This window comes from Longinema margulisiae (genome assembly GCF_025266855.1).
GTDB lineage: Bacteria > Spirochaetota > Brevinematia > Brevinematales > Thermospiraceae > Thermospira.
In genome coordinates, this window is sequence record NZ_CP053071.1 from 1,359,302 (window position 1) to 1,384,994 (window position 25,693).

Annotated in this window: 22 protein-coding genes and 1 tRNA gene; 18 read left to right on the top strand and 5 right to left on the bottom strand. The window is 46.4% G+C overall.

Annotation, left to right across the window (positions count from 1 at the left end):
* Position 1: 1 nt before the first annotated feature.
* The 5 genes from BREVNS_RS06080 (at position 2) to BREVNS_RS06100 (ending at position 5,685) form a co-directional block, all read left to right on the top strand.
* A complete protein-coding gene (locus BREVNS_RS06080) occupies positions 2 to 601 on the top strand; it encodes a V-type ATP synthase subunit D (protein ID WP_483426129.1) in 600 nt (199 codons plus the stop codon).
* A gap of 1 nt (position 602) precedes the next feature.
* Positions 603 to 2,462, top strand: a complete 1,860-nt coding sequence (locus tag BREVNS_RS06085) for a V-type ATP synthase subunit I (protein WP_483426130.1) — start codon at positions 603 to 605, stop codon at positions 2,460 to 2,462.
* Positions 2,463 to 2,465: 3 nt separating this feature from the next.
* Positions 2,466 to 2,924, top strand: coding sequence for an ATPase (locus tag BREVNS_RS06090; RefSeq protein WP_483426131.1), 459 nt, complete (start codon positions 2,466 to 2,468; stop codon positions 2,922 to 2,924).
* A 321-nt stretch (positions 2,925 to 3,245) separates the two neighbouring features.
* Positions 3,246 to 5,063, top strand: a complete 1,818-nt coding sequence (locus BREVNS_RS06095; protein WP_483426132.1) for an ABC-F family ATP-binding cassette domain-containing protein — start codon at positions 3,246 to 3,248, stop codon at positions 5,061 to 5,063.
* A 16-nt stretch (positions 5,064 to 5,079) separates the two neighbouring features.
* A complete protein-coding gene (locus tag BREVNS_RS06100) occupies positions 5,080 to 5,685 on the top strand; it encodes a glycerol-3-phosphate acyltransferase (RefSeq protein ID WP_483426133.1) in 606 nt (201 codons plus the stop codon).
* Positions 5,686 to 5,711: 26 nt separating this feature from the next.
* Here the strand turns inward: BREVNS_RS06100 and BREVNS_RS06105 are convergent, their stop codons facing one another.
* On the bottom strand, positions 5,712 to 6,851 hold the full coding sequence (locus BREVNS_RS06105) for a SpoIID/LytB domain-containing protein (RefSeq protein ID WP_483426134.1): 1,140 nt from the start codon (positions 6,849 to 6,851) through the stop codon (positions 5,712 to 5,714).
* A 190-nt stretch (positions 6,852 to 7,041) separates the two neighbouring features.
* Here BREVNS_RS06105 and BREVNS_RS06110 point away from each other — a divergent pair, with 190 nt between their 5' ends.
* The gene (locus BREVNS_RS06110) at positions 7,042 to 7,329 is read left to right on the top strand and encodes a PilZ domain-containing protein (RefSeq protein ID WP_483426135.1); all 288 of its coding nucleotides are present in this window, start codon (positions 7,042 to 7,044) and stop codon (positions 7,327 to 7,329) included.
* 85 nt (positions 7,330 to 7,414) lie between these two features.
* Here BREVNS_RS06110 and BREVNS_RS06115 read toward each other — a convergent pair whose 3' ends face one another.
* Complete coding sequence (locus BREVNS_RS06115) at positions 7,415 to 7,774, bottom strand: response regulator (RefSeq protein WP_483426136.1); 360 nt, start codon at positions 7,772 to 7,774, stop codon at positions 7,415 to 7,417.
* A gap of 349 nt (positions 7,775 to 8,123) precedes the next feature.
* Here BREVNS_RS06115 and BREVNS_RS06120 point away from each other — a divergent pair, with 349 nt between their 5' ends.
* The 9 genes from BREVNS_RS06120 to BREVNS_RS06160 all read left to right on the top strand — a co-directional run bounded on the left by BREVNS_RS06120 (position 8,124) and on the right by BREVNS_RS06160 (position 17,466).
* Positions 8,124 to 9,791: a Na/Pi cotransporter family protein gene (locus BREVNS_RS06120; RefSeq protein WP_483426137.1), complete on the top strand. Its 1,668-nt coding sequence runs from the start codon at positions 8,124 to 8,126 to the stop codon at positions 9,789 to 9,791.
* Between the two features lie 3 nt (positions 9,792 to 9,794).
* Complete coding sequence (locus BREVNS_RS06125) at positions 9,795 to 10,640, top strand: aldo/keto reductase (RefSeq protein WP_483426138.1); 846 nt, start codon at positions 9,795 to 9,797, stop codon at positions 10,638 to 10,640.
* A 98-nt stretch (positions 10,641 to 10,738) separates the two neighbouring features.
* Positions 10,739 to 11,779, top strand: a complete 1,041-nt coding sequence (gene recA / locus BREVNS_RS06130) for a recombinase RecA (protein WP_483426139.1) — start codon at positions 10,739 to 10,741, stop codon at positions 11,777 to 11,779.
* Complete coding sequence (argC, locus tag BREVNS_RS06135) at positions 11,776 to 12,816, top strand: N-acetyl-gamma-glutamyl-phosphate reductase (protein ID WP_483426140.1); 1,041 nt, start codon at positions 11,776 to 11,778, stop codon at positions 12,814 to 12,816. The genes recA and argC overlap by 4 nt, the downstream gene beginning before the upstream one ends.
* Positions 12,816 to 14,048, top strand: a complete 1,233-nt coding sequence (gene argJ / locus BREVNS_RS06140; protein ID WP_483426141.1) for a bifunctional ornithine acetyltransferase/N-acetylglutamate synthase — start codon at positions 12,816 to 12,818, stop codon at positions 14,046 to 14,048. The genes argC and argJ overlap by 1 nt, the downstream gene beginning before the upstream one ends.
* 10 nt (positions 14,049 to 14,058) lie before the next feature.
* Positions 14,059 to 14,790: a polysaccharide deacetylase family protein gene (locus tag BREVNS_RS06145; RefSeq protein ID WP_483426142.1), complete on the top strand. Its 732-nt coding sequence runs from the start codon at positions 14,059 to 14,061 to the stop codon at positions 14,788 to 14,790.
* Positions 14,791 to 14,793: 3 nt separating this feature from the next.
* Positions 14,794 to 16,551: an NAD+ synthase gene (locus BREVNS_RS06150; protein ID WP_483426143.1), complete on the top strand. Its 1,758-nt coding sequence runs from the start codon at positions 14,794 to 14,796 to the stop codon at positions 16,549 to 16,551.
* Positions 16,552 to 16,599: 48 nt separating this feature from the next.
* Positions 16,600 to 16,673 (top strand) — tRNA-Ile (locus BREVNS_RS06155).
* Between the two features lie 28 nt (positions 16,674 to 16,701).
* Entirely contained in the window at positions 16,702 to 17,466 is a 765-nt protein-coding gene (locus tag BREVNS_RS06160; RefSeq protein WP_483426144.1) for a zinc ribbon domain-containing protein, read from the top strand.
* Positions 17,467 to 17,724: 258 nt separating this feature from the next.
* Here BREVNS_RS06160 and BREVNS_RS06165 read toward each other — a convergent pair whose 3' ends face one another.
* The 3 genes from BREVNS_RS06165 to BREVNS_RS06175 are packed head-to-tail and all read right to left on the bottom strand — an operon-like array spanning position 17,725 to position 22,261.
* The gene (locus tag BREVNS_RS06165; RefSeq protein ID WP_483426145.1) at positions 17,725 to 20,343 is read right to left on the bottom strand and encodes a hypothetical protein; all 2,619 of its coding nucleotides are present in this window, start codon (positions 20,341 to 20,343) and stop codon (positions 17,725 to 17,727) included.
* Positions 20,340 to 20,978 carry an MjaI family restriction endonuclease gene (locus BREVNS_RS06170; protein WP_483426146.1) on the bottom strand — a complete coding sequence of 213 codons (639 nt, stop codon included), beginning with the start codon at positions 20,976 to 20,978 and terminating at the stop codon, positions 20,340 to 20,342. Before BREVNS_RS06170 ends, BREVNS_RS06165 begins: the two co-directional genes overlap by 4 nt.
* Complete coding sequence (locus tag BREVNS_RS06175) at positions 20,957 to 22,261, bottom strand: DNA methyltransferase (RefSeq protein ID WP_483426147.1); 1,305 nt, start codon at positions 22,259 to 22,261, stop codon at positions 20,957 to 20,959. The genes BREVNS_RS06170 and BREVNS_RS06175 overlap by 22 nt, the downstream gene beginning before the upstream one ends.
* A gap of 961 nt (positions 22,262 to 23,222) precedes the next feature.
* Between BREVNS_RS06175 and ruvA the strand changes: the two genes are divergently transcribed.
* From ruvA to xerD, 3 genes are read left to right on the top strand one after another with little or no spacing between them, the layout of a single operon-like run.
* Positions 23,223 to 23,822: a Holliday junction branch migration protein RuvA gene (gene ruvA / locus BREVNS_RS06180; protein WP_483426148.1), complete on the top strand. Its 600-nt coding sequence runs from the start codon at positions 23,223 to 23,225 to the stop codon at positions 23,820 to 23,822.
* A complete protein-coding gene (locus tag BREVNS_RS06185; RefSeq protein ID WP_483426149.1) occupies positions 23,819 to 24,577 on the top strand; it encodes an acyl-[acyl-carrier-protein] thioesterase in 759 nt (252 codons plus the stop codon). The genes ruvA and BREVNS_RS06185 overlap by 4 nt, the downstream gene beginning before the upstream one ends.
* Positions 24,568 to 25,485, top strand: a complete 918-nt coding sequence (gene xerD / locus BREVNS_RS06190; protein ID WP_483426150.1) for a site-specific tyrosine recombinase XerD — start codon at positions 24,568 to 24,570, stop codon at positions 25,483 to 25,485. Before BREVNS_RS06185 ends, xerD begins: the two co-directional genes overlap by 10 nt.
* Positions 25,486 to 25,693: the final 208 nt, after the last annotated feature.

The following is a 25,693-nucleotide window of genomic DNA, read 5'->3' on the forward strand; positions in this document are numbered from 1 at the left end:
TATGGCGATCAAGTATCAGTTTAACAAACTGGCCATGCAGGCCATGCAAAAACAGATCAAGATACGCCAGAATGCCCTTCCTACCTTGAAGAGTAAGGAGACAGCTCTTCGTCTCACAGTAAAAAGGCTCAAGGAGGAGAGGGATAAAATTGCAGAGGAGTTTGATCGTTATCTCAAGGAGATGGAGGGAAACATCCGCCTCTGGGCGGAGTTTCCCGAGGGGCTTGTGTTTCTTGAGGAGGTGGTGATTACTACCCAGAAGATTGCGGGAGTGAAGACCCCTGATTTTTCTGATGTGAAGATGAAGGTGGGGGCCTATTCGCTTTTTCATACCCCTATGTGGTATACCGAGGGTATTCAGCAACTGGAAAAAATAGCGAGGATTCTCTCAAGGCTCAAGATCCTTGAGAGAAAGATGGCCATCCTGGATTATGCGAGAAGGAAAACCACCCAGAAGGTCAATCTCTACGAGAAGGTGCAGATTCCTGCGTACGAAGAGGCCATCCGAAAGATCAAGAGATTTCTTGAGGATGTGGATAACCTTGAGAAATCAGCACAAAAGATCACCAAGCAGAAGGTGATTGAGGGTGGGGAGGGATAGCATGATTGAGAAAATGCAGAAACTCTCCTGTTTCATTTACCATCAGGAAATGGAGAAACTCCTTCAGGATTTGCAAAACCTTGGGCTTGTGCATATTGAAACCATGACCACAGATGATGAGGAGATCAAGCGTCTTGAGGCGGAGAAGAAACTTCTTGATGATGCCCTGCGGATTTTGAAAGGGTATGTCAAAGAGGAGAAAAAGCTTCAGAAAGAGGTTATTCAGGATGTTCCCCTTGAGGTTGCTCGTTGGGTGGTAGAAAAGCAAAATGCCATCCAGCAGCTTCAGGCAGAGATTCAGAGTATGGAAAGGACGCTCAAAGAGATTTCTGTGTGGGGAGAGTTTGGTTCAGAAGACAAAGCCAAACTTGAATCTCTTGGGCTTTCTATTCGCTTTTATATGGCCCTTGAGTCAGCCTACAAGAGGCTTGCCACCGACCTCCCTGTAGAGAAGATCAACCAGGTGGGGAAAACGGTGTATTTTGTGGCTATTACCCCAATGGGGGAGGAGATTGAGGCGCTCAAACCCTATGAGGTGGCGTATCGCCCGATTTCTATGGAGGCCTTAGAAAAGGAGATTGCCATCAGAGAGGCGACGCTTTCTGAGTGGTTCCTTGAACTGGAACACCTTGTCCCGATGATGGATCTTTTAGAGAGGGAAAAACTCCTCATTGAGGATAGGTTGGCCTACAGGCTGGCTGAGGTATCAGCTCTCCCGGAGGCTGAGGGAACAGTGCGTTTCCTGCAGGGATGGTTTCCAAAAAAGAAACGGCCAAAGATTGAGGCGCTTCTTCAGTCTTATACCATAGTCTATCTCATTGAAGATCCAAAACCGGGAGAGAATGTGCCGGTGCTTCTCAGAAATAACCCTTTCAGTCGTCTTTTTGAACCTATTCTCACCCTTCATAGTGTGCCTTCGTATTATGAGATTGATCCTACGCCGTTAGTGGCCCCGTTTTTTGCGCTCTTTTTTGGGCTCTGTATGGCGGATGTGGGGTATGGGGCTATTATGCTTCTTATTACCCTTGCGCTTGTGTTTCTCACGAAGGGATCGGCCAGAAGACTTGCCTGGCTTGGAGTGGTGTTTAGTGTGATGACTATTGTGGCTGGATGGGTACTCAATAGCTTCTTTGGGGTGCAGCTCACCGGTATTCTGCCCGGCGAATGGAAAGGGACGGTTTTTTTTGCTAATATCAATGATGCCATGGCCTTTTCTTTGATGTTAGGAGTTCTTCAGTTGTCTATCGGTTTGATAGTGAAGATCATAAACAAGATCCGTATGGATGGGGTAGTGTATGCCCTTCATCCGTTGGGAACGCTTCTCTTGATGGGGGGTGTACTCATAGCCATGATTGCGGCGCTTTCTCCGGCGGGATTTTCTATCGGGCCATTTGCTGTGAGGGCGTGGGTGGAAGCTATACCCAATGCCGTCATGGTGGGGAGTGTGATGGCGGTGATTGGTGTTGGACTTATCCTTCTTTTCAATAATCCCCAGAATAAACTCTGGGTGCGACCTCTTCTTGGACTATGGGAGTTGTATGGGACGGTTACAGGTCTTCCGGGGGATATTCTTTCGTATATTCGACTCTTTGCCCTTGGTCTTTCCGGGGGGATGCTCGGGAGTGCCTTCAACCAGATTGCTCTGATGGCACGGGGGGATAACCCGGGGATTCTCAACTGGGTGGGAATGGGTCTGATTCTGGTGATAGGGCATGGACTGAATTTAGCGCTTGCTCTTTTAGGCGCTTTTGTTCATCCACTACGATTGACCTTTCTTGAGTTTTTCAAGACCATGGACTATCAGGGTGGTGGGAGACGGTATGAACCGTTTCGACATAGAGAATATATGCAAAAGGAGTAGACTATGGAAAACGCATTGGCTTTGATTTTAGGCGGTATTGGGCTTGGACTTATGGTGGGTATGCCCGGTGTGGGTTCAGCTATGGGGCTGGTGATCAGTGGAAGTACGGCTATTGGGGCTCTCAAGAAGCGTCCGGATGCCTTTGGTACGCTTCTGGTGGCTTCGGTGCTTCCCTCAACCCAGGGTATTTATGGGTTTGTGAGTTTCTTCTTCTATCAGAGTTATATGAAGCCTGAACTTACCCTTTTGCAGGGTGCGGTGATGCTTGGGGCCGGGATTATGGTGGGACTTGCTGGTCTTGTGTCGGCTATTTATCAGGGAAAGGTCTGTGCCTCCAGTGCGGCGGCTATTGGATCAGGCCATAACACCCTTGTGCCCGGTCTTGTGATGGCGGCTCTTCCTGAGTTCTATGCTATTCTTGCCCTTGTGGCAGCTATCCTTATGACAGGGTTGATGGGATAAGTTCTTATTTTGATTTTTTAGTGGCTGTCTCTTCTCGTTTTTTGATAGTCTGGATATGGACAGAAAGAGGAGAAGGGACAGCCTTTTTTCAAGAGAAGAGGCCATTGCGATGTGCAATGGCCTCAAGAAAGTAATAAAAAAGCACAAAGCAGTATAAAAATATTCCTTTCTATAATAAACAAGCCTATTTTTTGGATGAAAAAAGACAAATAAACCCTTGTCAACAGAAAAAACGGGGTTTCAGGGGTGTAGCCCCTGATCCAGGAAGGATAAGAACCCACCCCTGCAAGGGGTGCAAGAAAGGAGTGGGGATAGAAACGGATGATTGCGGTAGAGAATATTGCCAAATCGTATGGAGGACAAAAGCTTTTTTCAGAGGCGTCTTTTACCATTCACCCCCGGGAGAGGATAGGGCTCTGCGGGAGAAATGGAAGCGGGAAAACCACCCTTCTTCGTCTTCTTTCAGGAGAGGAAGAGGTGGATGAGGGACGAATTGTATTCCCCAGGGATTACAGGGTGGGGTATCTCAAACAGCACCTTGTCTGGAGAGAGAAAACCGTTCTTGATGAGGTGAGACAGCATATTCCCGGGGAAGAGAAGCCTGCCTATGAGGCGGAGAAACTTCTCCATGGACTTGGCTTCACTCATGAGATGGTAGGGCTCTCTCCGTTGGTCCTTTCCAGCGGGTATCAGATGCGGCTTGCTCTTGCCTGTGTGCTTATTTCAAAGCCGGATCTTTTGCTTTTAGATGAACCTACGAACTATCTGGATATTCTTTCCATTCGTTTTTTGAAAAATCTCCTTTTAGGCTGGAAGGGGGAGTTGGTGATTATTTCTCATGATAGGGATTTTCTTGATGAGGTGATCACCCACACGCTTTATATCCATCGTCAGCGTATCCGAAAAATGGAAGGCAAGACGGAGAAGATGTACAATCAGATTGCCCTTGAGGAAGAGGTGTACGAAAAAACGAGAATTCACGAGGAGAAAAAAAGACAGCAGATAGAACTCTTTATCAGCCGTTTTCGGGCGAAGGCCAGGCTTGCCAGTCAGGCGAAGTCGAGACAGCGAATGTTAGCCAAAATAGAACGCAAGGAAAAACTTGAGAAGCTTCCAGAATTGGAATTTCATTTTCCTTATGCAGAGACGAGTGCAAAAATTTTGCTTGAGATTGAAGGACTTTCGTTTGGATATGAGAAACCTCTCTTTGAGAACCTGTCCTTTCGTGTGGAAAAGGGCGAGTGTGTGGCCGTGGTGGGCCGAAATGGCCAGGGAAAAACGACGCTTCTTGAGGTAATCCAAGGGTATAAGACTCCCTGGAGGGGAAAAATCACCTACCATCCCCAGGCAAGGGTGCAGTACTTTGGGCAGACAGAGGTGGAGAGGCTCCATCCGGAGAATACCATCGAAGAAGAGATTATGAATAGCCTTGGTGAAAGAAACAGAACTCAGGCCAGAACCATTGCAGGGGCTATGCTTTTTGAGGGGAGTCTTGCCGAAAAACCGATCAGGGTTTTGTCGGGAGGGGAGAGATATCGTGTGCTTCTTGGAAAGATTTTGGCAAAGCCTTCGAATCTGCTTCTTCTTGATGAGCCAACCAACCACTTAGATATGGAGGCTACCGATGCCTTGCTTGCGGCTTTAGACCAGTTTCCCGGGGGGATTGTTTTGGTAACTCACAATGAGGCTTTTCTCCGTGTGTTGGCCACCAAGTTTGTTATCTTCAATGAGGGAAGGGTGCAGGTGTTTGAGGGGACGTATGATGATTTTCTTGAAAAGATTGGCTGGGAGTGGGAGGCTGAGGAAAAAAGAGCGTTTTCTTCCGGGACAAGTCAGAAAACAAATCGCCAGAAAAGGGCGGAGATTGTCCAGGAAAAATCGAAGGTTTTGAAGCCTTTGCAGCAGAGGCTTACTCAATTAGAGAAAGAGATCTCTGAACTGGAAGAGGAAAAAAATCGTCTCACAACCCTTCTTTTAGAGGCTTCTGTGGTCTCTGACGGGGAGCGAATCAGGGTGTATGGAGTGTCTCTGAAACAGGTGGAGAGAACCCTTGAAGAAAGGTATGAGGCATACTATACCTTGGCTTCAGAGGTGGAAGAAAAAGAAAAGGAATATGAATGGCGTCTGAAAGAGGCATAGGACAAAAGGAGGGGATATGGTGGATTTCTGGCAGGTGGTGGTGGGGACAGCACTGGGGTTTTTCGTGGGGGCGATTCCCTTTGCCGTATGGTTGGGGAAATGGGTTTTGGGGGTAGATGTGCGGGAGTACGGGGATCACAACCCTGGGGCGACGAATGTGTTTCGAGCCGGTGGGAAATGGATAGGGGTTCTCGTGGTCTTTCTTGAGGTTGGCAAGGGGGCTTTGCCGGTTACGCTAGCCTATCATCTGTGGGGAATGAGAGGTTGGGGACTTATCCCGGTGCTTCTCTCACCGGTTTTTGGGCATCATTTTTCGCCATTCTTGGGTTTTCGAGGGGGAAAGGCAGTAGCGGCCACCCTTGGGGTATGGGGAGCCGTGACCGTTGGGATCATACCCCTTGTAGGGGGGATAATCACCTTTTTCGTGAGGTTTTTTTTGAGACCGGATGCCTGGGTGGTGATGGTGCTTTTTCTTTCAAATCTTTTTGCCGGCCAGCTATTGGGAATTTGGCGGGATGGATACCTTTTGATAGCTTTTGTACTCAACTGGTTTTTTCTTGCCTGGACTCATCGGGAGGAGTTGTGGGGGCTTCCTCAGATAGGCTGGAGGGGCAAATCCTGAAGAGTCTTTCAAAGAAAAGGGGGAAGTTACCAGAGTCTTTCTAACTGTGTTCCACTATAAAAATAGAGAAGGATATCCTTGTAGGATTTTCCAGCAAGAGCCATCCCGTAGGCATCCCACTGGGCAAGTCCTACCCCATGACCATATCCCACCCCATGGATAACGAGCTTCTCCTCTTCTACACGAATGTTGGCACGGGTACTTTTCATGAGGGTTGGTCCAATCATGGCCCGGAGATTGGTACCCGGGATCTTGATGGTTCTCCCCGCCTCATCGGTGAACTGGACAATTTTCAAACGTTGCGATGGGGTACGTTCTAAAACATCCACCTTTTTGATGGGGGCGGTGCCTAACTTTTGAGAGAGTGCGGAGAGGGGGATTTCGATTTTCCATTCATTGTTTGGATACACCTTGTAATAGGGAGAGGGAAGGGACCTGAGATAAGGCCAGGCTATCCCAAAAACCTCCTCACTATTTTCCGTAAAACCACCACTGGCCGCATGGAAATAGGCGGGGATAATTTTTCCCTGATAGCGAAGAACCTCTCCCCGTGTTTCATCAACAGCGAGAGAAGTGGCTTTGTATTCGGCACTTTCTCCTTTGTAAACCTGGGAACGTGTGTCGGCATAGACATCAAAGGGGAGTTTTTTTTGTCGACTGGATACCATTTCATAGAGGGCGTAGGTTCGTGCAGCCACGGCCTGGGCTTTGAGGGCCTCTTTGGGCCAGGTCGGGGGAATCTCCGAGGGAACAACACTGTAGAGGTACGTTTCTATGTCAATCACATTGATGAGCATCAGACGGTTATTGGTGAGAAGTACCAAAAGACTCCCTTTGTAATTCCCCTGGGGGAGACGGAAACTCTCCCCAAGAAATTCACAGCAGCTTTCTTCGAGAGGGACACCATTGACGGAGAGTTTGTTGCTTTCCGCGGAGAGAAAGACCTTGCCTTTGCCTGTTTCCTGATAGGAACCAGTCTTGAAGACAAAACTTCCTGAAAAAGACACGGAAATACTGGACAGATTTTCTAAAAGGAGCACCTTGAGGCGAGGGGTCTCTTCTCTCACGGGAGAGAAAGAGGGGAGGGTGCTGGACGAACAGCCGGCAATCATAAAAAGAAGAAGAAGGGCATTCCAGAGAACCTGGGTAAAAAGAGAACGGGACATAGGATCTCCTTTTTTTCTGTGTTATACTCTATCGGAAAAAAAAGAGAAGGCTATAGAAAGGAGGAGTTGTTTTGTTTGTGAGAAGATGCTGAGAGAAGGAAACTACAAAGGGCGATAAGTTTTTTCTTTTTTTAGAAAAAACTGAATTTCTGGGAAGAAGAAGCCGATAGGTAGAATGGTGGAGGTTGGTATGTTTATCGATAGACGGCAATTTGAAAGAGAGATTATTGATATCCCAGGGCGGTATGAGGCAAAGGGGAAATGGCAGGAGTGCCATATTGATGATATTTCTGAGGACGGGATCGGGCTTGAAGGGGTGACGAAGCTTCACGCGGGGGAAGTGATAAAGGTAGAGTTTCGGGGCAAAACCTTTGAAACAAAAGTTGTCTATGTCGAGGGTGAGCATGCCGGTGTGAAGCTGGTCAACCCTACGGATGAGGATAGACAGTGGCTTTCTGAACAAAAGAACATCAAGTGAAGGCGTTGGTCCCATACAGGGGTTTTCTTGAGAAATCTGAGAAGAGAAAAGTTTTTCTCTGGAGAGAAAAACTTTTTTGTGGTCTTTAAGAAAGAAGACGTTCAACGAGAGTGAGAACCTCATCGGCCCGAAAGGGTTTGGCAAGCCAGCCGTCAGCCTTGATGTCTTCTGCTTTTTGTCTGAGAATGTCTTCATTTCTTCCGGAGATAAGGACGATGCGAGGTTTATTTCCTTTTCGTGAGTTGATGAGTTCTTGTCCTAAGGTATAGCCTGCAACTCCCGGCATGAGCAGGTCAATGATCACCATGTCGGGATCTTCCTGGAGAATGTCCTGAATCTTTGGCACAAACTGGAGACAAAGGACGTCATAATGAGCGGCCTTCAAGGTCTTTTCTAAAAGGTGAAGCACATCTCTCTGATCGTCAATGATAAGGATTTTCTTCATCTGGCATTTCTCCTGCTTTTTTATTATAAAATAAAAGGAGAAAGAGTGCAAGTTTTCTCTGGTTTGAGACCTTTGCACGAATGTGCGAAGGTCTCAAAAAAGTAATAAAAAAAAACAAAAATAGTATAAAAATATTTCTTTTCGTAATCAATAATCCTATTTTTTGAATAGAAAAGACAAATAAGCCCCTGTAAACAGAAAAAACGGGGAAGAGGGGCGTAGCCCCTGACCTAAAAAGGGCAAGAAAGCACCCGCGCAAGGGTCTCGGTATTGTTTTTGCTCTTTTCTTCTTTCTTGCGATATCTTGTTTTTTGCTTTATGATAACATACTTTGAAAAAGGAGCCAGGCGTGGCACAGGTGTGGTTTGGGATATTTAATTTCTTGGGTAGCCTTGGAATCTTTCTCTTTGGTATTCGCATCATGAGCGAGGCTATCCAGAGAGCAGGAAGCGAGAGAATCAAAAGTGTTCTTGGTTTTTTTACGAAAACCCCACTTGGGGGTGTCCTTGTAGGGTTGGGGATTACAGGTATTATTCAATCGTCATCGGCGACGACGGTGATGGTGGTTACATTGGTGCATGCCCAGCTTATGAATCTCACGCAGGCGATCAGTGTGATCATGGGGGCGAATATTGGAACGACCCTGACTGCCTGGATTGTGTCGTTTTTTGGGTTCAAGTTTGATATAGGGCTTCTCACTATGCCTGCTATTGCTATTGGTTTTCCTATGGCTTTTAGCAGTCGGGAGAGGTGGCGAAATTTTGGGGAGTTTTTGGTTGGTTTTGGGCTTCTCTTTTTTGGTCTTGGACTTCTCAAAGATGCTGTGCCAGATCTCAGAAACCATGTGGAGGTTCTTGGTTTTATCCAGAAAATCTCAGGCTTTGGGTTTGGTTCTGTAGTACTGGCGGTGATTATCGGTACTATTTTGACTATTATCATTCAATCTTCAAGTGCGGCTATGACAATTACTATCGCTCTTGCGTACAAAGGTTGGATTCCCGCAGAGATTGCTTTTGGTTTTGTACTGGGAGAGAATATTGGAACAACCATCACGGCTTATCTTGCGTCGCTTCATCTCAATATCAGCGCGAAACGGGCGGCGAGAGCCCATATGCTTTTCAATTTGATTGGGGTAGCATGGATGCTTGTGGTGTTTTATCCCTTTGTAGGACTTGTGGATAGACTGATCCCTGGGCCGCTTCAGGTGCCAGAACATCTTCCTTTTCACCTTTCGGCTTTTCATTCGCTTTTCAATATCTGTAATACTGTTCTTCTTATATGGTTTATTCCCCAGCTTGCGGCTATTGTGAGTTGGTGGGTCAAGCCGAAGAAACTCACTGATGAGACCTATGAAATCAAGCCTATTCGGGTAGGGATGCCTGATTTTGCAGAGGCTAATATCGGAATGGCTAAAAGGGAAATAGGTCGGATGATTGGTATGACCTATGAGATGGCTCTTCAGTTTCTCCGTGTGGTGAAAGAAGATCTCAAGGTCATTGAGGAAACGGAACTTCATATCCAGGAACAGGATGGGTATATTGAGCAGATGAGAGAAACACTCTCCCGTTTTTTGGCGGAGTGTCGAACAACTATTGTGACAGAGAAACAGAGTTATGAGATCAATGCGTATTTGATTCTCATTGGAGAAATCAGAAGTATCAGTACCAGTATCAGTATGCTTTTTTCTCTTTTGAAGAAGAAGAAGAAAAAGAAGCTGAAGTTTCATAAAAATGGCATGGAAGAGATTATCCAGTATACCTATGAAGTGCTGGATTTTCTTAAGTATAATGTGGACTATCTCCAGGAGAGGCTTCAAGATCATAGTATTGAACTAGCTCAAAAGATGGAAAAGGCCATCAACTCCAAGCGAAATCGGCTCCGAAAATTGGTGGAAAACAAGCTGATCAAGGGGGCTGATATTGAGGGAGAGATTATCTACATGGAGATGGTGAAACATCTCGAGCATATCGGGGATTTTTGTTATACGATAGCAAACTATCTGGAGGACCTTGCTTAGTTCATGGTGTATCGCTTGCTTGGGGAGAACGGTCCTCGTGTTTCGGTGATTGGGTATGGTGGTTGGGCCCTGGGAGAAGAGGGATGGCCGGATGTGGAGAGTTTGCTTGCCCTTCGTTCTCTGGAAGAGGCTTTTGATCGGGGGATTACCCTGTATGATACAGCCCCTTTCTATGGACGGGGGCTTTCGGAGGAGAGGATTGGGACGGTTCTCTCTTCTGTTCGCAAGCAGATTGTGATTGCTACCAAATGCGGCATTCAGTGGGATGATTCTCGTATATGGCTCTCTCTTAGCCGTGATGATATCCTGCGGGAGGTTGAGGATAGCCTTCGTCGTCTGAAAACTGATTATATTGATCTTTATCAGGTGCACTGGTATGACCAGAAAACACCGCTTCTTGAGGTCTCTAAAACGCTTCAGGAACTCAAAAGGCAGGGGGTTATTCGCCATATAGGGGTGTGCAATTTTTCTGTGGGGCTTCTCGCCAAAGCCGTCAAGTGGATGGATGTGGTCAGTGTGCAGACAGAATACAATCTTGTCAACAGGAAGGCAGAAGAGGAGATTCTCCCCTTTTGTCAAAAGGCGTCTATAGGCTTTCTTGCCTATAGCCCTTTGGCTCAAGGGTTTTTGGCAGGCAGAGCCTTTGATCCCCAGAGCTATGTGAAGGATGTACGAAAACATCATCCCCTTTATAAGACTGGACAGTGGCGCCAGATAACAGGGGGAAAAGAGGAGGCTTTTCGTTTTTTGCTTCGTGCGGAGGGGGTGACGGCTTTCTTAGTGAGTATGACCAAACCTTCTCATGTTCGAGAGAACGTGGAGATAGTGGAGGCTTTTTTCTCATCGTAGGGGGATTTTTCGTAGGAGGAGAGGGCTTTCAAAGTTGTATTTTTTTTCCCTTTTCCTTATAATCTCTTTTATTAAAAGGAAAAAAGAGAGGAAAAACTATGGCGGATACTTCGGAACGTGAAAAAGCCCTTCAGGCGGCGATAGCCCAGATAGAGAAGCAGTTTGGCAAGGGTGCCATCATGAAGTTGGGGGACAGGGGCAAAACGAATGATATTCCTGTTATCCCTACGGGTGCGCTCACCCTTGATCTTGCCCTTGGTATTGGGGGGATTCCTATTGGGAGAGTCACAGAGATTTATGGGCCTGAGTCTTCGGGAAAGACGACACTCACGCTTAGTATCATTGCCGAGTGCCAGAAACGAGGGGGAATCTGTGCCTTCATTGACGCTGAACATGCCCTTGATCCTTCGTATGCGAAAAGCCTTGGAGTGGATGTGGACAATCTCTATATCTCTCAGCCGGATACCGGCGAGCAGGCTCTTGAGATTGTGGAGAGTCTCATCCGGAGTAATGCCATAGATCTCATTGTTGTGGATTCCGTGGCGGCTCTTGTTCCCAAAGCGGAGATCGATGGGGATATGGGAGATGCGGTTATGGGGATGCAGGCCCGTCTTATGAGTCAGGCTCTGCGAAAGCTTACCGCTATTCTCAACAAGACCAAAACCGCTCTCATTTTCATCAACCAGATTCGAATGAAGATCGGGACCTATGGAAATCCAGAAACCACCACCGGTGGGCTTGCGTTGAAGTTTTATGCCTCTATTCGTATGGAGATTCGCAAGAAGGACACCCTGAAAAAGGGAGAAGAGAACTACGGCAATCGTGTGAAGGTGAAGGTGGTGAAAAATAAATTGGCGGCTCCTTTCCGTTCGGCTGAGTTTGATATTCTCTTTGGGAAGGGGATTTCCAAAGCGGGTTGTCTTGTGGACGCCGGGCTTGTCTGTGGGGTTATTGAGAGGCACGGGACATGGTATTCTGTGAATGGGGAAAGGGTTGCCCAGGGAAGAGAAAACCTTGTGGCTCTCATAGAGAGTAAACCTGATATGTATCAGAAGATCGAAGACGCCATCCGAAAGCGTCTCTCTGAATCCCCTCAGTTAGACTTTGGATCTGATGATGATGGGAGTGCTGAGGCATGAAACGCTTTCGTATTGGCGTATGCGGAGGAAGTGGATACACCGGTATTGAACTTCTTCGCTGGCTAAAACAACACCCGGCTTTCGAGGTGGTATTTGTCACCTCTGAGAGCCAGGCAGGAAAGACGATAGGGAGTTGTGAGCCCTATCTTTTTGAGTATACGGATATGGTCTATGTTTCCCTTGAGGCTGAGTCAAACTTCAGGGATGTTGATCTCGTTTTTCTTGCCCTTCCCCATGAGGCTTCGGCGGCTATTACCCCTCGTTTTCTTCAGGCGGGTATCAAGGTAGTGGATCTCAGTGCGGCCTATCGAATCAAAGACAAAACGGTCTTTGAGAAGGCTTATGGGTTTGCTCATCCCTCTTTTGACTTAGTTAGTGAAGCGGTGTATGGACTTCCGGAACTCAGAAGAGAAATGGTGGCCAAGGCCCGTCTTGTGGCTAATCCCGGGTGTTATCCTACGAGTATCCTTCTTCCTGTTTTACCCCTTCTTGAGGCAGGACTGGTGAAAGAAGGTCCTGTGATCGCTGACTCAAAGTCAGGGTTTTCTGGGCGTGGGAGAAAAACCGATATTCCCGGTCTTTTCTCAGAGATGAATGAAAATTTCTATGCCTATAGTGTGGGAAATCACAGGCATCAGCCAGAGATTGCCCAGGAGGTTTCGTTCTCAGCGAAGCGGGAGATATCCGTTATATTTACTCCCCATATTCTTCCCCTTGATAGGGGAATACTCTCGACTATCTATATACCTTTTGACAGGGATCCGACAAAAGAGGTGTATGCTGTCTGGCAAAAGAGCTATGAGAAGGCCCCTTTTGTTCGTATTCTTCAGGGGAGATTTCCTCAACTGAAGTGGGTGCAGCATACGAATGAGGTTCATATGGCTTTTACGTATCTTGCTTCTCAAAAGATGGGTGTTATTGTCAGTACGATAGATAATCTTGTAAAAGGGGCTTCTGGTCAGGCTATCCAGAATGCCAATCTGATGATGGGGCTGCCTGAAACTACGGGACTGATAATTCAAAAAGGAGTGGAATGATGGAAAAGATGCGTGTTATTGAAGGAGGGGTCAATACCCCGAAAGGATTTCGTGCCACGGGGGTTTCCTGTGGGCTCAAGGAGGGTGGATACGGTGGATACAAGGATATTGCCCTGCTCTATAGTGAAGTTCCCTGTGAGACGGTATGTGCTTTTACCCAGAATCGGGTGAAGGCGGCACCTATTTTAGTCAATATGGAGCGGCTTGAAAATAAGATACAGGCTATCATCACCAACAGCGGGAATGCCAATTGTGTGACAGGGGAAGAAGGTATCCAAAATGCAAAAGAGATGGTGGCTCTCACCGAACAATATCTTGGTCTTGCGCCTGGTTCTGTGATGGTGGCCTCCACCGGGGTGATAGGAAGAAAGTTAGATATGGATAAGATTCGCTATGGGGTACAGCGAATCTGCAATTCTATTCGGGCTGATAATGATGTGCGTAGTTATGCGACAGCGATTATGACAACTGACACCAAGATCAAAACCCTGGCCTGTGAATGCGAGATCGGAGGAACACCTGTTCGGTTGGGGATTACGGCCAAGGGAGCCGGTATGATCAAGCCGAATCTCAAGATTCCGCATGCGACGATGTTAGTCTATATCACTACGGATGCGGTTATCTCAAAGGAGATGCTTACCCTTGCGCTTGAGGATGCCATAAACCTCTCCTTCAATAGAATTTCAGTAGATAATGATACCAGCACCAATGATAGCGTGTTTCTCTTGGCCAATGGTATGGCGGAAAATCCCCCTATCACCCAGCAAAATGAGGATTTCCAGACCTTCAAAGAGGCCCTCATCTTTCTCTGTCAGGAGATAGGCAAGATGATTGTCAAAGATGGGGAGGGGGCTACCAAGGTGGTGAAGATTGAGGTGAAAAACGCGCTTACCTCCACGGATGCTGAAAAGATTGCCAGGAGTGTGGCGGATTCGTATCTTGTCAAGACAGCCATCTTTGGCCAGAACCCCAACTGGGGGCGTATTCTTGCTGCAATGGGATATTCTGGAGCCAAGTTTGAACTGGAGAGGGTTGTGGTGACTCTCAATGGGGTGGTGTTGTTTGAGAATGGAGAGCCACAAAAAAATGGGATCAGTCAGGCGGATACCCTCATGCGTGAGAATGAGATAACCATTGGGATTGATCTCAATATTGGACATAAGGATTTCTTTGTCTGGACATGCGACCTCTCCCATGACTATGTGAAGATCAATTCGCACTATATTTCGTAGGAGAAAGAGCATGCGAAAACATTGGTGGCTTCTCTTGCTTGTGGTGGTAGCCTATGCCCAGCAGAGTCAGATGTATGTCTTTTGCTATCACACGTTTTCTACGAATCTCTCTTCTCCCTACAATTTTCGGCCGGAGGTGTTCCGAAACCATCTTGAGAGTTTGAGAAATGCCGGATATCGTTTTGTCTGCTGGCAGGATGTGCTATTCACCAATCTCAAAGGGAGCAGAAATATTCTGATCGCCATTGATGATGCCAATGTTTCTATCCGAAATGTTGAGGGAGTTCTGGATGAGTTTGGGATAAAACCTATCCTTTTTGTGTACCCGGCTATTATCGGAAGGGTACACTATGCTCTGACGTGGGAGGACATTCAAAGGCTTCAGAACAAGGGATGGACGATTGGAGCCCATGGGTATTATCATCTCTATGTGAATCAGAAGTTGTATGAAACGGATAGAAGCGGTTTTTTTCGTGAGATTGTGATGAGTAAACGGGTACTGGAAAAGAGGTTGGGTACTTCCGTGACGCTTTTTGGATATCCGTTTGGTCTGTATAGTCCTGTGACTATCGAAACTCTCCAGAAAGAAAACTACGCCTATGCCTTTACCATAGCGGGGAAACCAGCGGTATGGCCTCCCTCTGATCCCTACCAGATTCCCCGTTACCTCATGACCCCTCAGATGTGGCATCACCTTGTTCGGCTTTTGATAACGACCAATAACATAGCCCATAAGGAGTAGACGGTGAAAAACCTCAGGGTAGCTCTCTGTCAGGTGAACCCCACAGTAGGAGAGATTTCCTCTAATACGGAGAAGATTCTTGATTTCTGGAGGCAGGCAAATCAGGATGGGGCTCATATAGCGGTGTTTCCGGAACTTTCTCTTGTGGGTTATCCTCCTGAGGATTTGTTGTACAAAACGGAGTTTCTTGAGGCCAACCAGGAGGCCCTGGCAAAACTTGTTGGGCATTCAAAGCATATTTCCACCGCTCTTCTTGTGGGGTTTGTTGATCAGGATGAGAGTGGCATCTATAATGCGGCGGCCCTCGTTGCGGGGGGGAAGATTGTTTCTGTTTATCACAAGATTTTTCTCCCCAATTATGGGGTGTTTGATGAGAAGCGCTATTTCAATGAGGGAAAACATCTCTCTCTCTGTGAGATAAATGGTATCAAAACAGCCATTACGATCTGTGAGGACATCTGGTATCCTGATGGTCCCATGCATTATGCCTGTCTTCTTGAGGATGTTCAGGTGGTGGTCAATCTCAGTGCCTCTCCCTTTCACAAGGAGAAGCCCCTTCTTCGTGAGAGAATGCTGGCCACAAGGGCATCGGATGAGAATGCAGCCGTGGTAATGGTGAACATGGTGGGTGGGCAGGATGAGTTGGTCTTTGATGGGAACTCTTCTGTTTTTGGTTCCAAGGGGGAATGTTTCTGTCGGCTGAAGGCATTTGAGGAGGACTACCAGTGTATGGATATTGTTCCCACCAATATTCTTCTCCATAGGCTCAAGGATGCCAGACGTCGGCAGGAAAAGCTCTACTTCCAGAAGGCCACCTTGCCCTGGGAGATACAGAAGACAATGCTTGAGATAGAAACTCATCCAAAAGCCCCTATTGTCAGTGTCGTGGAACCCATGCTAGAGGATATTCCCCTTTTGTACAAGGCGCTTGTGGTGGGTACCCGTGATTATGTGGAGAAGAATGGTTTCAAAGAGGTGATTCTTGGGATCAGTGGGGGGATTGATTCGGCTTTAGTGGCGGCGATTGCCGTGGATGCTCTGGGAGCTAGCCGTGTGCATGGGCTTTTTCTTCCCACCCGGTTTTCTGCTGATATCAGCCGTGAGGATAGTTTTGCTTTAGCCAAGAACCTTGGTTTTCATCTTGAGGAACTCTCCATTGAGGGACTTTTTAACCATTACCTTGAGGAACTCAAACCCTTTTTCAAGGATACGCCCTTTGGCTTGGCCGAGGAGAATCTTCAGTCACGTATTCGTGGGAATATTGTGATGGCGCTTTCAAACAAGTTTGGGTATTTGGTTCTCACCACGGGCAATAAGAGTGAAATGAGTACGGGCTATGCTACGCTGTATGGGGATATGGCAGGAGGATTTGCGGTGATCAAGGATGTGCTCAAGACGGAGGTATATGCCCTTGCAAGGTATAGAAATAGCCTTTCGCCGGTTATCCCTGAACGGATACTCACCCGTCCTCCTTCGGCTGAACTGAGGCCAGATCAAAAGGATACCGATAGTCTTCCACCCTATGAGGTGCTTGACCCACTGATTCAGGCGTATGTGGAGGAGGACCTCTCTCTTGAGGATATGTACAGGATGGCTCCTTCACCTGAGGTGGTGCACAGGGTGATCAAGATGATTCATACAAGTGAATACAAACGGCGCCAGGCCCCTCCGGGTATCAAGGTGAGTGTCAGGGCTTTTGGGAAGGATAGGCGTATGCCAATCACGAACCGTTTTTCTGTGTCTTACAGGAAGAAAATTTGACAAAAGCGTTTAGTTTCGTTATAATACTACTTCCTGGAAACAGGGAATGGGCCCATAGCTCAGCCGGTTAGAGCAACTGACTCATAATCAGTGGGTCCCTGGTTCGAGCCCAGGTGGGCCCATGTTTCCTATTCTCAAAGGAGGCTATTCATGATATCATTCGCCAGTGGAATCCGTCTTGACAAGATAAAGAAACTCGTGGAATATCAGAGACTCTACAATCGTGAACAGGAGATTCGTCGCAAGTACGCTGAAGAAGAAAAAAAGATGGAAAGGCTTCTTGCGGATAATGCCAAATTGGTGGCAAGAAAAAACGACCTTGAGATGAATATCTATGCCACCCAGAAAAAACTTGAGGATGAACAGCAGAAGAAGGCACAGATAGAACAACGAATCAAGGATCTTGATGAAAACAAAGACAAGGTGAAGATTACCCGTCAGATCAAGGCCTGGGAAAAGGAGATGGAAACGCTCCAGCAGGATCTCAACATGATTATTCACCAGATAGACTACGAGACCAAGAAACAGAGTGATACTCTTGAAGAACTCAATCAGATCAATGCCAGCATGGCTGAGAATGATGCCAAAATCAAGGCTCTCCGTGAAACCATTGCCGCTATTGAGGCTGAACATCGGGATGAGCTTGCCTTTATCAGCGAAACCAAGAAAAATATCGCCTCTGAGTTTGATGTCTCTGTGATTGAATATGTTGATCTTCTTCTTCAGAAGACAAAGGGGATGGCTATTGTGTCGGTTCTGGATGGGGATACCTGTTCCGGGTGTTACACTATCCTTCCCACGATGATTCAGGGAGAGATTGGACCAAATCTTCCTGTGGAGGAGATTGAACTCCAGCAATGTCCGCATTGTTTCCGTTTTCTCTACTATCCTGAATGGCTTGAGAGAGACGAATAGAACGTAAGGCTTTTGTTTCTCTTTTCTTGTCTGTGGTGCTATCTTAGTGAAAAAAGTATTGGTTTTTGTGTTTTTGGTCTTGTTGTCCTTTGGGGGGAAGGGACAGACGTCTTTGTGTGTAGAGTACCTATCTTTTTGGGTTTAGTTTTTCATTCCTGGGAGATTTTTGAGATTTCCTATGAGTATCCTGCCGAAAGGGATTTCTCTAAAACTCCAGGTAGCCTCGTTTGTAAAGTGCCGCTCTTGGGCAAGCTATTCTCAAAAGCTTGAGGCTATACCAAGAGAGGTGTACCACCCATCCGTGGTGTACTGGTATTCCCAGAGGGTGGTGAGGGGAAGCACATACCCCAAAAGCCATTTAGCATAAATCTGGACGTAGGCCCCGTAGAATTCTCGAAGAGTATTCGGCCTTGAAAGGAGAAGGGCGTATGAACCTAACACAGTTCCCACTGATTCAAAGTAAACAGGGAAATGCTTGTAGCCTGCTTCCACACGAAGGGGAAGAACCCAGAAGCCATGGGTGCCCACCACACCGTTGTAGAAAGAGCGTCCCCAGTAGGTTGGGGAATCTTCTGGGAGGGTTTCTGTGAGAACGGCATAGTTTCTTAGCGTGTCAAGGGGGGAGAAGAAGATTACATTCCCCCAGCCACCAAGAATGCCAAGCGAGAGTCCTTTCGTGGAGTAGACGAGATTTCCATAGGTGTAATAATTTTTGCTGTTGTCCACATAAGCCTGAAGAAAGAGTGGTCCCTGGAAGATGTCATACGGAGTGGAGAGATAGCCCTGGGAGATGGCCCAGACAAGGCTGGTGGTATAACCAAAAGAGAAGTTTTGGGTGAAATGAAAGGCATTTCTCCAGGCAATCCTTTCTCTGAAAGAAACGTCCCACTGGTAGGAGAAGCCCGTTACAAGATTTCCTGGTTCAAGTCCCAAGGGAGTAAGATAACCACCGTAGCCTATGAAGGTAGAGAAGGGATAAAAATAGCGATTTTGCCACTCTCCATACCACGACATGGTTTGCCATGGTGATAAATAGTGGAGTTCTATAGAGGTGGAGTTTTCCTGCAGGGGATCCTCATTGTAGAGGAAAAGACTACTATCCCAGAAGACATAGCCGTAGAGAAGGGCAATCGGATCAGGGTAGAGAAGGGGAATTCTCACTCCCGGGAGTTGATCGGAGAGATTTCTTGCTGAAGAGGGGGAGAGAACAAGGTTTTCCTGCTGATAAGGGGTAAAGTCAAGGACAAGACTTTCTTTTTTTTCTTCTTTTTTGGGGAGTTTGCTGATAACCTCATCTTTTTTGATCGATACACACCGCGACTTTTCGGTGTATCGTTTGATGACATAGAGTTCGGTATCGAAAATTCCTATCTGATAAAATCCCCCACTTGTTTCTACCCCAAAAACGTCAAGCCTTTCTTCCTCAAGAGAAAAGAGCCCAATTCTTCCCAAACTGTTTCCCTCTCGTGGGAAGAGGGTAAGCCACACGTTGTTTTTTTCTACCGCAAGGGAGGTTATCTCATACGCTGAGAGATCATAGAACGTCATCTCTCCGCTCTCAACAGTTCCCACCCCAAGATAGGGTCTATTGGTGATGAGAACGACACACACAAACCTCTGATCGTCCACAAAACGGGGGAACAGGTATTGTCTATAGGGATGAGCCTCAAGAAGGATTTTTGAAAGGCCATTGTCCTGAAAAACAAGACGGCTTTCAAACCCATCCACCTTGACCATGAGGAGACGGTTTCCCTGAATATCCATGTCCCTTACGTGTGGGAGAAAGGTCTTCTTTCCGTTCTGGTAGAGCACGAAGCCGTCCTGGGGTTTGCCTTCTTTGAAACGAATTCGTCTGAAGGCTCTCGCTATCCCATCAGAGGCCACATCTTCGCCGTCTCCCACGTACACAAGCTTCTGGTTTTTCCACTGGTAGATCTTGTCTTTTTCCCTATCAATAATGTACAGTGCATTTTTTGTGCTGCGGAGGGAGAGGGATTTTCCTTCTTTGAGGAATTTTTCTTCGATGGGGAGTCGGACCACTTCAAGAAGAAAATTGGAACGAAAAGAAGCCCATTCTCTCTCTATAGAGGTGCCGTAAACCCTCTGAAAGGTGGACTGAAAGCTATAAGGCCAGAACCTTGTGGCACTTACCTTGAAAAGTTCGCCATATTTTTCCCAGCCATATTTCTTCTGAAGGTGGTCGCTAAAAAAGCCACCATAGATGTAGTGATAACTGCCCTTGCTATAGCGCATTTGTGCCACATCGCTATAGTCCTCAAACCGGTTCTCAAGGAGATGCTGAATGAGAATGGCTCTGTGGGAGGGGGAGTTCACTCTTCCATGACCGGAGGCACTTTCACCGCTTACCGTAATCCCTTCAATCATCCACCAGGGGAGTTGAACATACTGTGGAGAGAGAAAATCCCCCATAATGAAGGAAAGAAAGTCCCATTCGGCTGTTCTCACACTGAGGGAAATAGCATGAAGAAGTTCATGGGTGAAGAGGGCTTTGAGAGCGTCATCGGAGGGAACAAGCATGGGATCTGAGAGGTACTCATAGAGGATGATGGTATTCCGGGGAAGAGAGGTAAACATGCCGTTCATCATTTCAACATCTGGGGTGAGAATGACAAGAAAACGATAGGTTTTGGAAAGGCCAAGTCGGTTTATCCATTCCTCATAGATGGTATCAGCCATGGAAACAAGCCTTGCCACTGTGTTGGTTTGAGAAGAGGCATAGAGAATACGAAAGTGTTTGGTGCTTACCTCCTGAACCTCTGTGCTTCTATGAAAGAGTGGTCCTGCCCAGAGGGAGAGGGGGAGAAGAAGTCCAAAAATGATAGGGCTGAGGTGATATTTTTTTCTCTGTTCTGTCATGGAAGTTGCTCCAATCTTTTTATTTCTTCCTGTATTTGGGAGATGACTTCAGTGTTATAAATTACTTTTTTATCTTCTTTTTTGATAGAAAAGATATAAAATACTTTTCCTCCAAATTTTTTGCTGAAGGCTTCGGCTGTTCTCTGGTGTTGTTGTTGCAGTGTTTGGGCGTACTGAGGGGCATGTTCAAAGGTTATGGGCTTTATTTGCAGGCCAATATAAGAATTTCTCACCTGAATATAAAAGTCTACATTATATTTTCTATCCCATTCATCTGGTGCAGGGTGAATGGGAGTTCCAAGTAATTCTTGAAGTTGTCCATAGATGGTTTTCTTTTCAGTTATGTAGCCTTCGAAAGTTTTTTTTATGACAAGGTTTTTGATGTACTCAATACAATCTTCTTCTGTAATGGATTGGATTTCTGCATGAAGAACTTCTGATATTTTGGTGTAGAGTTTTCTGCCCAACTCTTCTAAATGTGCTTTTGAACGTACATTTTCATAATAATACCGTTCCCATTCTTCTATATTTTTGGGAGAGCATTTTCTGATTTCTTCGGATACAGCACCCACATTCTTTTTTTTCTGCAGTCCCCAGCGGTTGATGGCAATATTTAGTATCCACTCTTTTGACATATCATTTCCTCGGTTTGCAGAAAACGCTCTTTGAGAGAATATTCAGAGCCTCTATCTACCTCAACAAAACCATATTTTATAAGATGCAGGTTTATGAAGGTTTTATTTTTGAGATAGAGATACACAAGGAGATTCCCTTCTTCATCATATTTATTTATATCAAATTTCAGGAAAATTCTTTGTCCGGAGGTTTTTTGTTTAAGAAAGTCGATAGCAGCCTGTTCTTTTTGAGGGTTTGTTTTGATTCCTATCAGTCTTACTTTGACGCCATTATTGAGGAGGAGTGTTGTCGGAGAAAGAATTTCTTTGATAGTATAATAAGTGGTGGTACTCTTTTTCTCTTCGCTACTTACGCGTGAACCAAAAGAAAGTTTCCGTGGATCTACTTTCTTATCAAATCTTGTTTTGTCAACAAAAATGTAAGGAAGGCGACTAATGTGTTTGTCCCAGTCTATATTTTGTTTTTCTGTTTCTATGAAAATAAAATCAGCGATGGCTCTTTTTTCTTCTATAGCCAGTTTTTTTTTGATGATGGGGAGAAAAGAGGAGTTGATTTCATATCCTATGGAATTCCTATGAAGGTTCACGGCAGCCAAAGAGGTTGTTCCGCTTCCCAAAAAGGGATCAAGAACAGTGTCTCCTACAAAACTAAACATTTTGATAAGCCTTTTGGGAAGTTCTTCCGGGAACATGGCAATGTGTTCGTTCTGTCTTTCGCCATTAAAATACCAGTGACCGTTAAAATATTCATTCCATTCTTCTTTGGAAAGCTTTGAAAGTTCTTTGATTTCTTTAGAAACTTTTGGAGGAGGACCAGGTTTTTTGAAGATAAGAATGAATTCATAATCAATTTTTATGATACCATTTCTTGGATAGGGAAAGCTTCCCATAATGCTGGCTCCACCGGTGGTATTCATTGTGGTGGGTTTTTGCCAGATAATGGCCCCCATATAATCGAATCCAATGGTTTCACAAAACTTGATGATTTCTTCTCGAATAGGGATGATCTTGTATCTACCGTAATAGACAGATCTGGCAAATTGATCACCGATGTTAATACAGAGCCGGCAACCGTCCATAAGGACTCTATAACATTCGTTCCATACTAAGTTAAGATGATTGATATATTCTTCATACGTGTGATTGAAACCAATTTGATCTTCGTGTCCGTAGTCTTTGAGTTGCCAGTAAGGCGGGGAGGTGATAATCAGGTGAACACTCTGATCGCGCACTTCTGACATGTGTCTTGAATCGCCTATGATGATAGTATGGTGCGTTTTCATGCAATAATTCTCCTTGCCATCTTCTCAATATTATAGTTGTCTGAAATGTTTTTGTCAAGAAACACTTTGGGGGCTTTTTGTGAAGATTTTCTCTGTCGTTCCACACTCATACAGAATGGTTATCTTCACAAAAAAACTGAATGCTTGTTTAACCATCTTTTTTCTTTCAGTTTTAGGCTCTTTTTGCTACCCATCTTCCTTTTCTCCATGAAGCGCTCCCGCGCGGGGCAAAAGGGGCGTTGTCCTCGTCGCATGCTACGCATGCGCCTCGGACGGAAAATGGGCCGCTTTTGCGGGCAAATAGAAAGACCTCATCTCTTTCCGGGGAAGTCCTTCCTCCGTGGGCGACATTGCCTCGCCCTCTGGACTTCGGCAACCACAACTCGTCCTCCTGACTTCGGAAGCATAACGCCCACCTCGCTTTGCCGATTCCCCGCTAAAGCGGGGTCCCCGCGGCTCCACTTCGGTGGGCTTTTGAGAAAAAGCAACAAAAGATGTCGCCCCGGGTGCCTCCTGCACCCTCACTCCGGAAGGACTTCCACCTTACAACAAAGAGCACACGACCGCAAAAGCGGCCCGGTGGGGTACAGAAAAAAAGGGGTGATAAAAGAACCAGGCATTCTTTCACCAGCCCGCAGGGCTTCTCTTCCAGCAGGGCTTTTTAGATATAGCATCGCGGTAGAGGCGAAAGCTATGACTTTGTTTCAGCAAAGAGCAATGGTTTAGCTGAAACAGGGTAATAGCTCTTTCTTGTCGTAATGCTTTCAAACTCAACTTTTTTCAATAGGCATCAGAACAGAAAGCTTTTGTGTTGTTTCCCTGTTCATAAGAAATGTGAAAATAGCTATTCAGTTTCATATGTGGAACGACATTTTGTGAAGATTTTCTCAATGTGTTCTTTTTTCAAAACTTGCATTTTCTTTTTCTCTGCCCTATGATAAAAAGAAAAAGGCAAGGGTGTATGCTGTCCTTTCTTTCTGGTAGGGTTGTGGAAGTCAATGAAGAGAGCGTGGTTCTTGACTATCAGGGTATGGGATTTCTGGTTACGGTTCCTCTCTCTGTAGCGAAGAAACTCACGGCTGGTGAGAAGGTAACGCTTCATACCCATCTCATGATTCGGGAGACAGAGGTGGCTTTGTATGGGTTTTTGGATGCAGCGGATAGGAGGCTTTTTCTCTCGCTTCAGGAGGTGAGTGGGGTGGGGCCAAAGCAGGCTCTTCGGATTCTTTCGGAGTTTTCTGCTTCTGATCTTCGGGAGATTATTATCCAGGGCGATGGGTTTCGCTTGGGACAGGTCAAGGGAATTGGACCAAAAACGGCATCAAGGATTATTCTTGAGCTTCAGGACAGGATGAAAAAAATCCCCATCGAGGGGGAAAAGGTGTCGCCACTTGCAGAGAGACGGCTGGAGCTTTTGATGGCGATGCGGGTTTTGGGCTATACGGATCAGGAGTGTAGCAAGGCCATTGATGGTCTTCTTCAGGATACGGCGACGAGAAACCTTTCTCTGGAGGATCAGGTGAAGCATCTGTTGGCTATTCTTTCCAGGAGGTCTTCATGACGCCACGGTATGAGAACAGGTTTGATGTTCGGTTCACGGAAAAAAGTCCCATCGGGACTATCCCTGTGGCCACCCTCTGTCGTTATCTTCTTGAGGTGGCCGATGACCATGCGTATCAATTGGGGGTGGATTTTGAGAGCATGTTTCGCCGGGGAATGACCTGGGCACTTCTTCGTGTCTGGATGGAGATACCGGAGAATCTGTCTTCTTTTTCTGAGATAGTGGTCTCCACCTGGTCAACGGCAAGAGAGGGGCTCTATGTGTATCGAGATTATGCTATTTCTTCACAAGGGGAAACAGTAGCACGGGCAACTTCTCAGTGGGTGGTTCTTGATAAGACGACACGAAAACCCATTCGTCCCCCAGAGTTTATGAATACGCTCTATGAAAAGCTCTACGGTGATACCCCACCAGAGAGATTGAAAGTGGCCTTCACGCGATGGAATCAGATAGATCCTGCGTGTTATCCACACCGATCTCAGCGGGATATTCTTGTGCGGCGGAGTGATACGGACCTCAATGGGCATACCAATACGGCGGCTTATATTGAATTCATGGAGGAGGCTATACCACTTGAATGGTATCAGAGAAGGCATATCCGTTATTTTGAGCTTCATTGTTTGGCTGAGAGTTTTGAGGGGGATGAACTTCTGTCTCTTGTGGAGATTTCTTCTGATGAGAGGGAGATGATTCATACCCTGGTTCGCAAAAAGGATAATACTACGATTGCCAAGGGGAAAAGCCTGTGGCAGTGAGTCACGAGACCATTCGATCTGAATTTGAGCGATATCTTCGGTATGAGAGACAGCTCTCGGAGAATTCCGTGGAGGCTTATCTTGAGGATGTGGGGGATTTTCTCTCTTTTCTTGAAGAGGAGAAGATGGAGCTTCTCTCTCTCGGGTATGATGAGGTGATGGAGTTTGTTATTTCTCTCTATGAGCGGGGGCTTGTGGCTCGAAGTGTGGCAAGAAAAATTTCAGCTCTCAGGGGGTTTTTTCTTTTTCTTCTCCGGATGGAGTGGATAAAGGAAAATCCCCTTGACCTTCTGGAAGCCCCCCGATATCTCAAGAAGCTTCCATCGTATCTCACCGTGGAGGAGATTGAGGCCATGATTGTGCCGGTGGAGGAGAGTTTTCAGGAGGTGAGGGATAGCTGTATCATTGAGTTTCTCTATTCCTGTGGGCTTCGGGTGTCGGAGTTGTGCCGTCTCTCGCTTCATGATATTCTCCGGGATGAGAGGCTTCTTCGTGTGCTTGGCAAGGGGAACAAGGAAAGGCTTGTGCCTATTGGGGCCCGTGCGATGGAGTGGCTTTCTCGTTATCTTCCCTATCGGGCAGCTCTTTTAGCGGGCAAGAAGAGTCGGGATGAGGTTTTTCTCTCGAGGCTTTGTCGTCCTCTCAGTCGTGTTTCTGTGTGGAGTATTGTGAAGGAAAGGGCTCGTCGAGCAGGGATTGACAAGGAGATCTCCCCTCATACCCTCAGGCATAGCTTTGCCACGCATCTCGTGATGGAAGGGGCAGACCTTCGGGGTGTTCAGGAGCTTTTGGGACATGCGGATATCTCGACCACACAGGTATATACTCATGTGTCTTCTTCCTATCTCAGGCGGGAGCATGAAGCCTATCACCCCCTTGAACAGCAAGAAAAAAAGAAAAAGCCTTGAAAGTGGCTGTTTTTGGGAGAGGGGATGAGGGGGGATTGTGGGAGAAAGAGGGTGTTTTGCTGAAACATGGTAATAGCCAGAAAGTAATTTTTGCTGTTAAGCGAAAAGATACGTTTGGGGAAAGAAAAGACTTTTTTGCCTTTTCTATGAGGAGGAGGGTGGGGCTTTTTTCTTGTGGGGAGAGACTCTTTGTGATGGGATGGAGAGC

What these genes read in the sequence shown, in the direction of transcription:
- BREVNS_RS06080 (WP_483426129.1), top strand. Translation starts at nt 2, where the DNA reads ATGGCGATCAAGTATCAGTTTAACAAACTGGCCATGCAGGCCATGCAA.
- BREVNS_RS06085 (WP_483426130.1), top strand. Translation starts at nt 603, where the DNA reads ATGATTGAGAAAATGCAGAAACTCTCCTGTTTCATTTACCATCAGGAA.
- BREVNS_RS06090 (WP_483426131.1), top strand. Translation starts at nt 2,466, where the DNA reads ATGGAAAACGCATTGGCTTTGATTTTAGGCGGTATTGGGCTTGGACTT.
- BREVNS_RS06095 (WP_483426132.1), top strand. Translation starts at nt 3,246, where the DNA reads ATGATTGCGGTAGAGAATATTGCCAAATCGTATGGAGGACAAAAGCTT.
- BREVNS_RS06100 (WP_483426133.1), top strand. Translation starts at nt 5,080, where the DNA reads ATGGTGGATTTCTGGCAGGTGGTGGTGGGGACAGCACTGGGGTTTTTC.
- BREVNS_RS06105 (WP_483426134.1), bottom strand. Translation starts at nt 6,851, where the DNA reads ATGTCCCGTTCTCTTTTTACCCAGGTTCTCTGGAATGCCCTTCTTCTT.
- BREVNS_RS06110 (WP_483426135.1), top strand. Translation starts at nt 7,042, where the DNA reads ATGTTTATCGATAGACGGCAATTTGAAAGAGAGATTATTGATATCCCA.
- BREVNS_RS06115 (WP_483426136.1), bottom strand. Translation starts at nt 7,774, where the DNA reads ATGAAGAAAATCCTTATCATTGACGATCAGAGAGATGTGCTTCACCTT.
- BREVNS_RS06125 (WP_483426138.1), top strand. Translation starts at nt 9,795, where the DNA reads ATGGTGTATCGCTTGCTTGGGGAGAACGGTCCTCGTGTTTCGGTGATT.
- recA (WP_483426139.1), top strand. Translation starts at nt 10,739, where the DNA reads ATGGCGGATACTTCGGAACGTGAAAAAGCCCTTCAGGCGGCGATAGCC.
- argC (WP_483426140.1), top strand. Translation starts at nt 11,776, where the DNA reads ATGAAACGCTTTCGTATTGGCGTATGCGGAGGAAGTGGATACACCGGT.
- argJ (WP_483426141.1), top strand. Translation starts at nt 12,816, where the DNA reads ATGGAAAAGATGCGTGTTATTGAAGGAGGGGTCAATACCCCGAAAGGA.
- BREVNS_RS06145 (WP_483426142.1), top strand. Translation starts at nt 14,059, where the DNA reads ATGCGAAAACATTGGTGGCTTCTCTTGCTTGTGGTGGTAGCCTATGCC.
- BREVNS_RS06160 (WP_483426144.1), top strand. Translation starts at nt 16,702, where the DNA reads ATGATATCATTCGCCAGTGGAATCCGTCTTGACAAGATAAAGAAACTC.
- BREVNS_RS06165 (WP_483426145.1), bottom strand. Translation starts at nt 20,343, where the DNA reads ATGACAGAACAGAGAAAAAAATATCACCTCAGCCCTATCATTTTTGGA.
- BREVNS_RS06170 (WP_483426146.1), bottom strand. Translation starts at nt 20,978, where the DNA reads ATGTCAAAAGAGTGGATACTAAATATTGCCATCAACCGCTGGGGACTG.
- BREVNS_RS06175 (WP_483426147.1), bottom strand. Translation starts at nt 22,261, where the DNA reads ATGAAAACGCACCATACTATCATCATAGGCGATTCAAGACACATGTCA.
- ruvA (WP_483426148.1), top strand. Translation starts at nt 23,223, where the DNA reads ATGCTGTCCTTTCTTTCTGGTAGGGTTGTGGAAGTCAATGAAGAGAGC.
- BREVNS_RS06185 (WP_483426149.1), top strand. Translation starts at nt 23,819, where the DNA reads ATGACGCCACGGTATGAGAACAGGTTTGATGTTCGGTTCACGGAAAAA.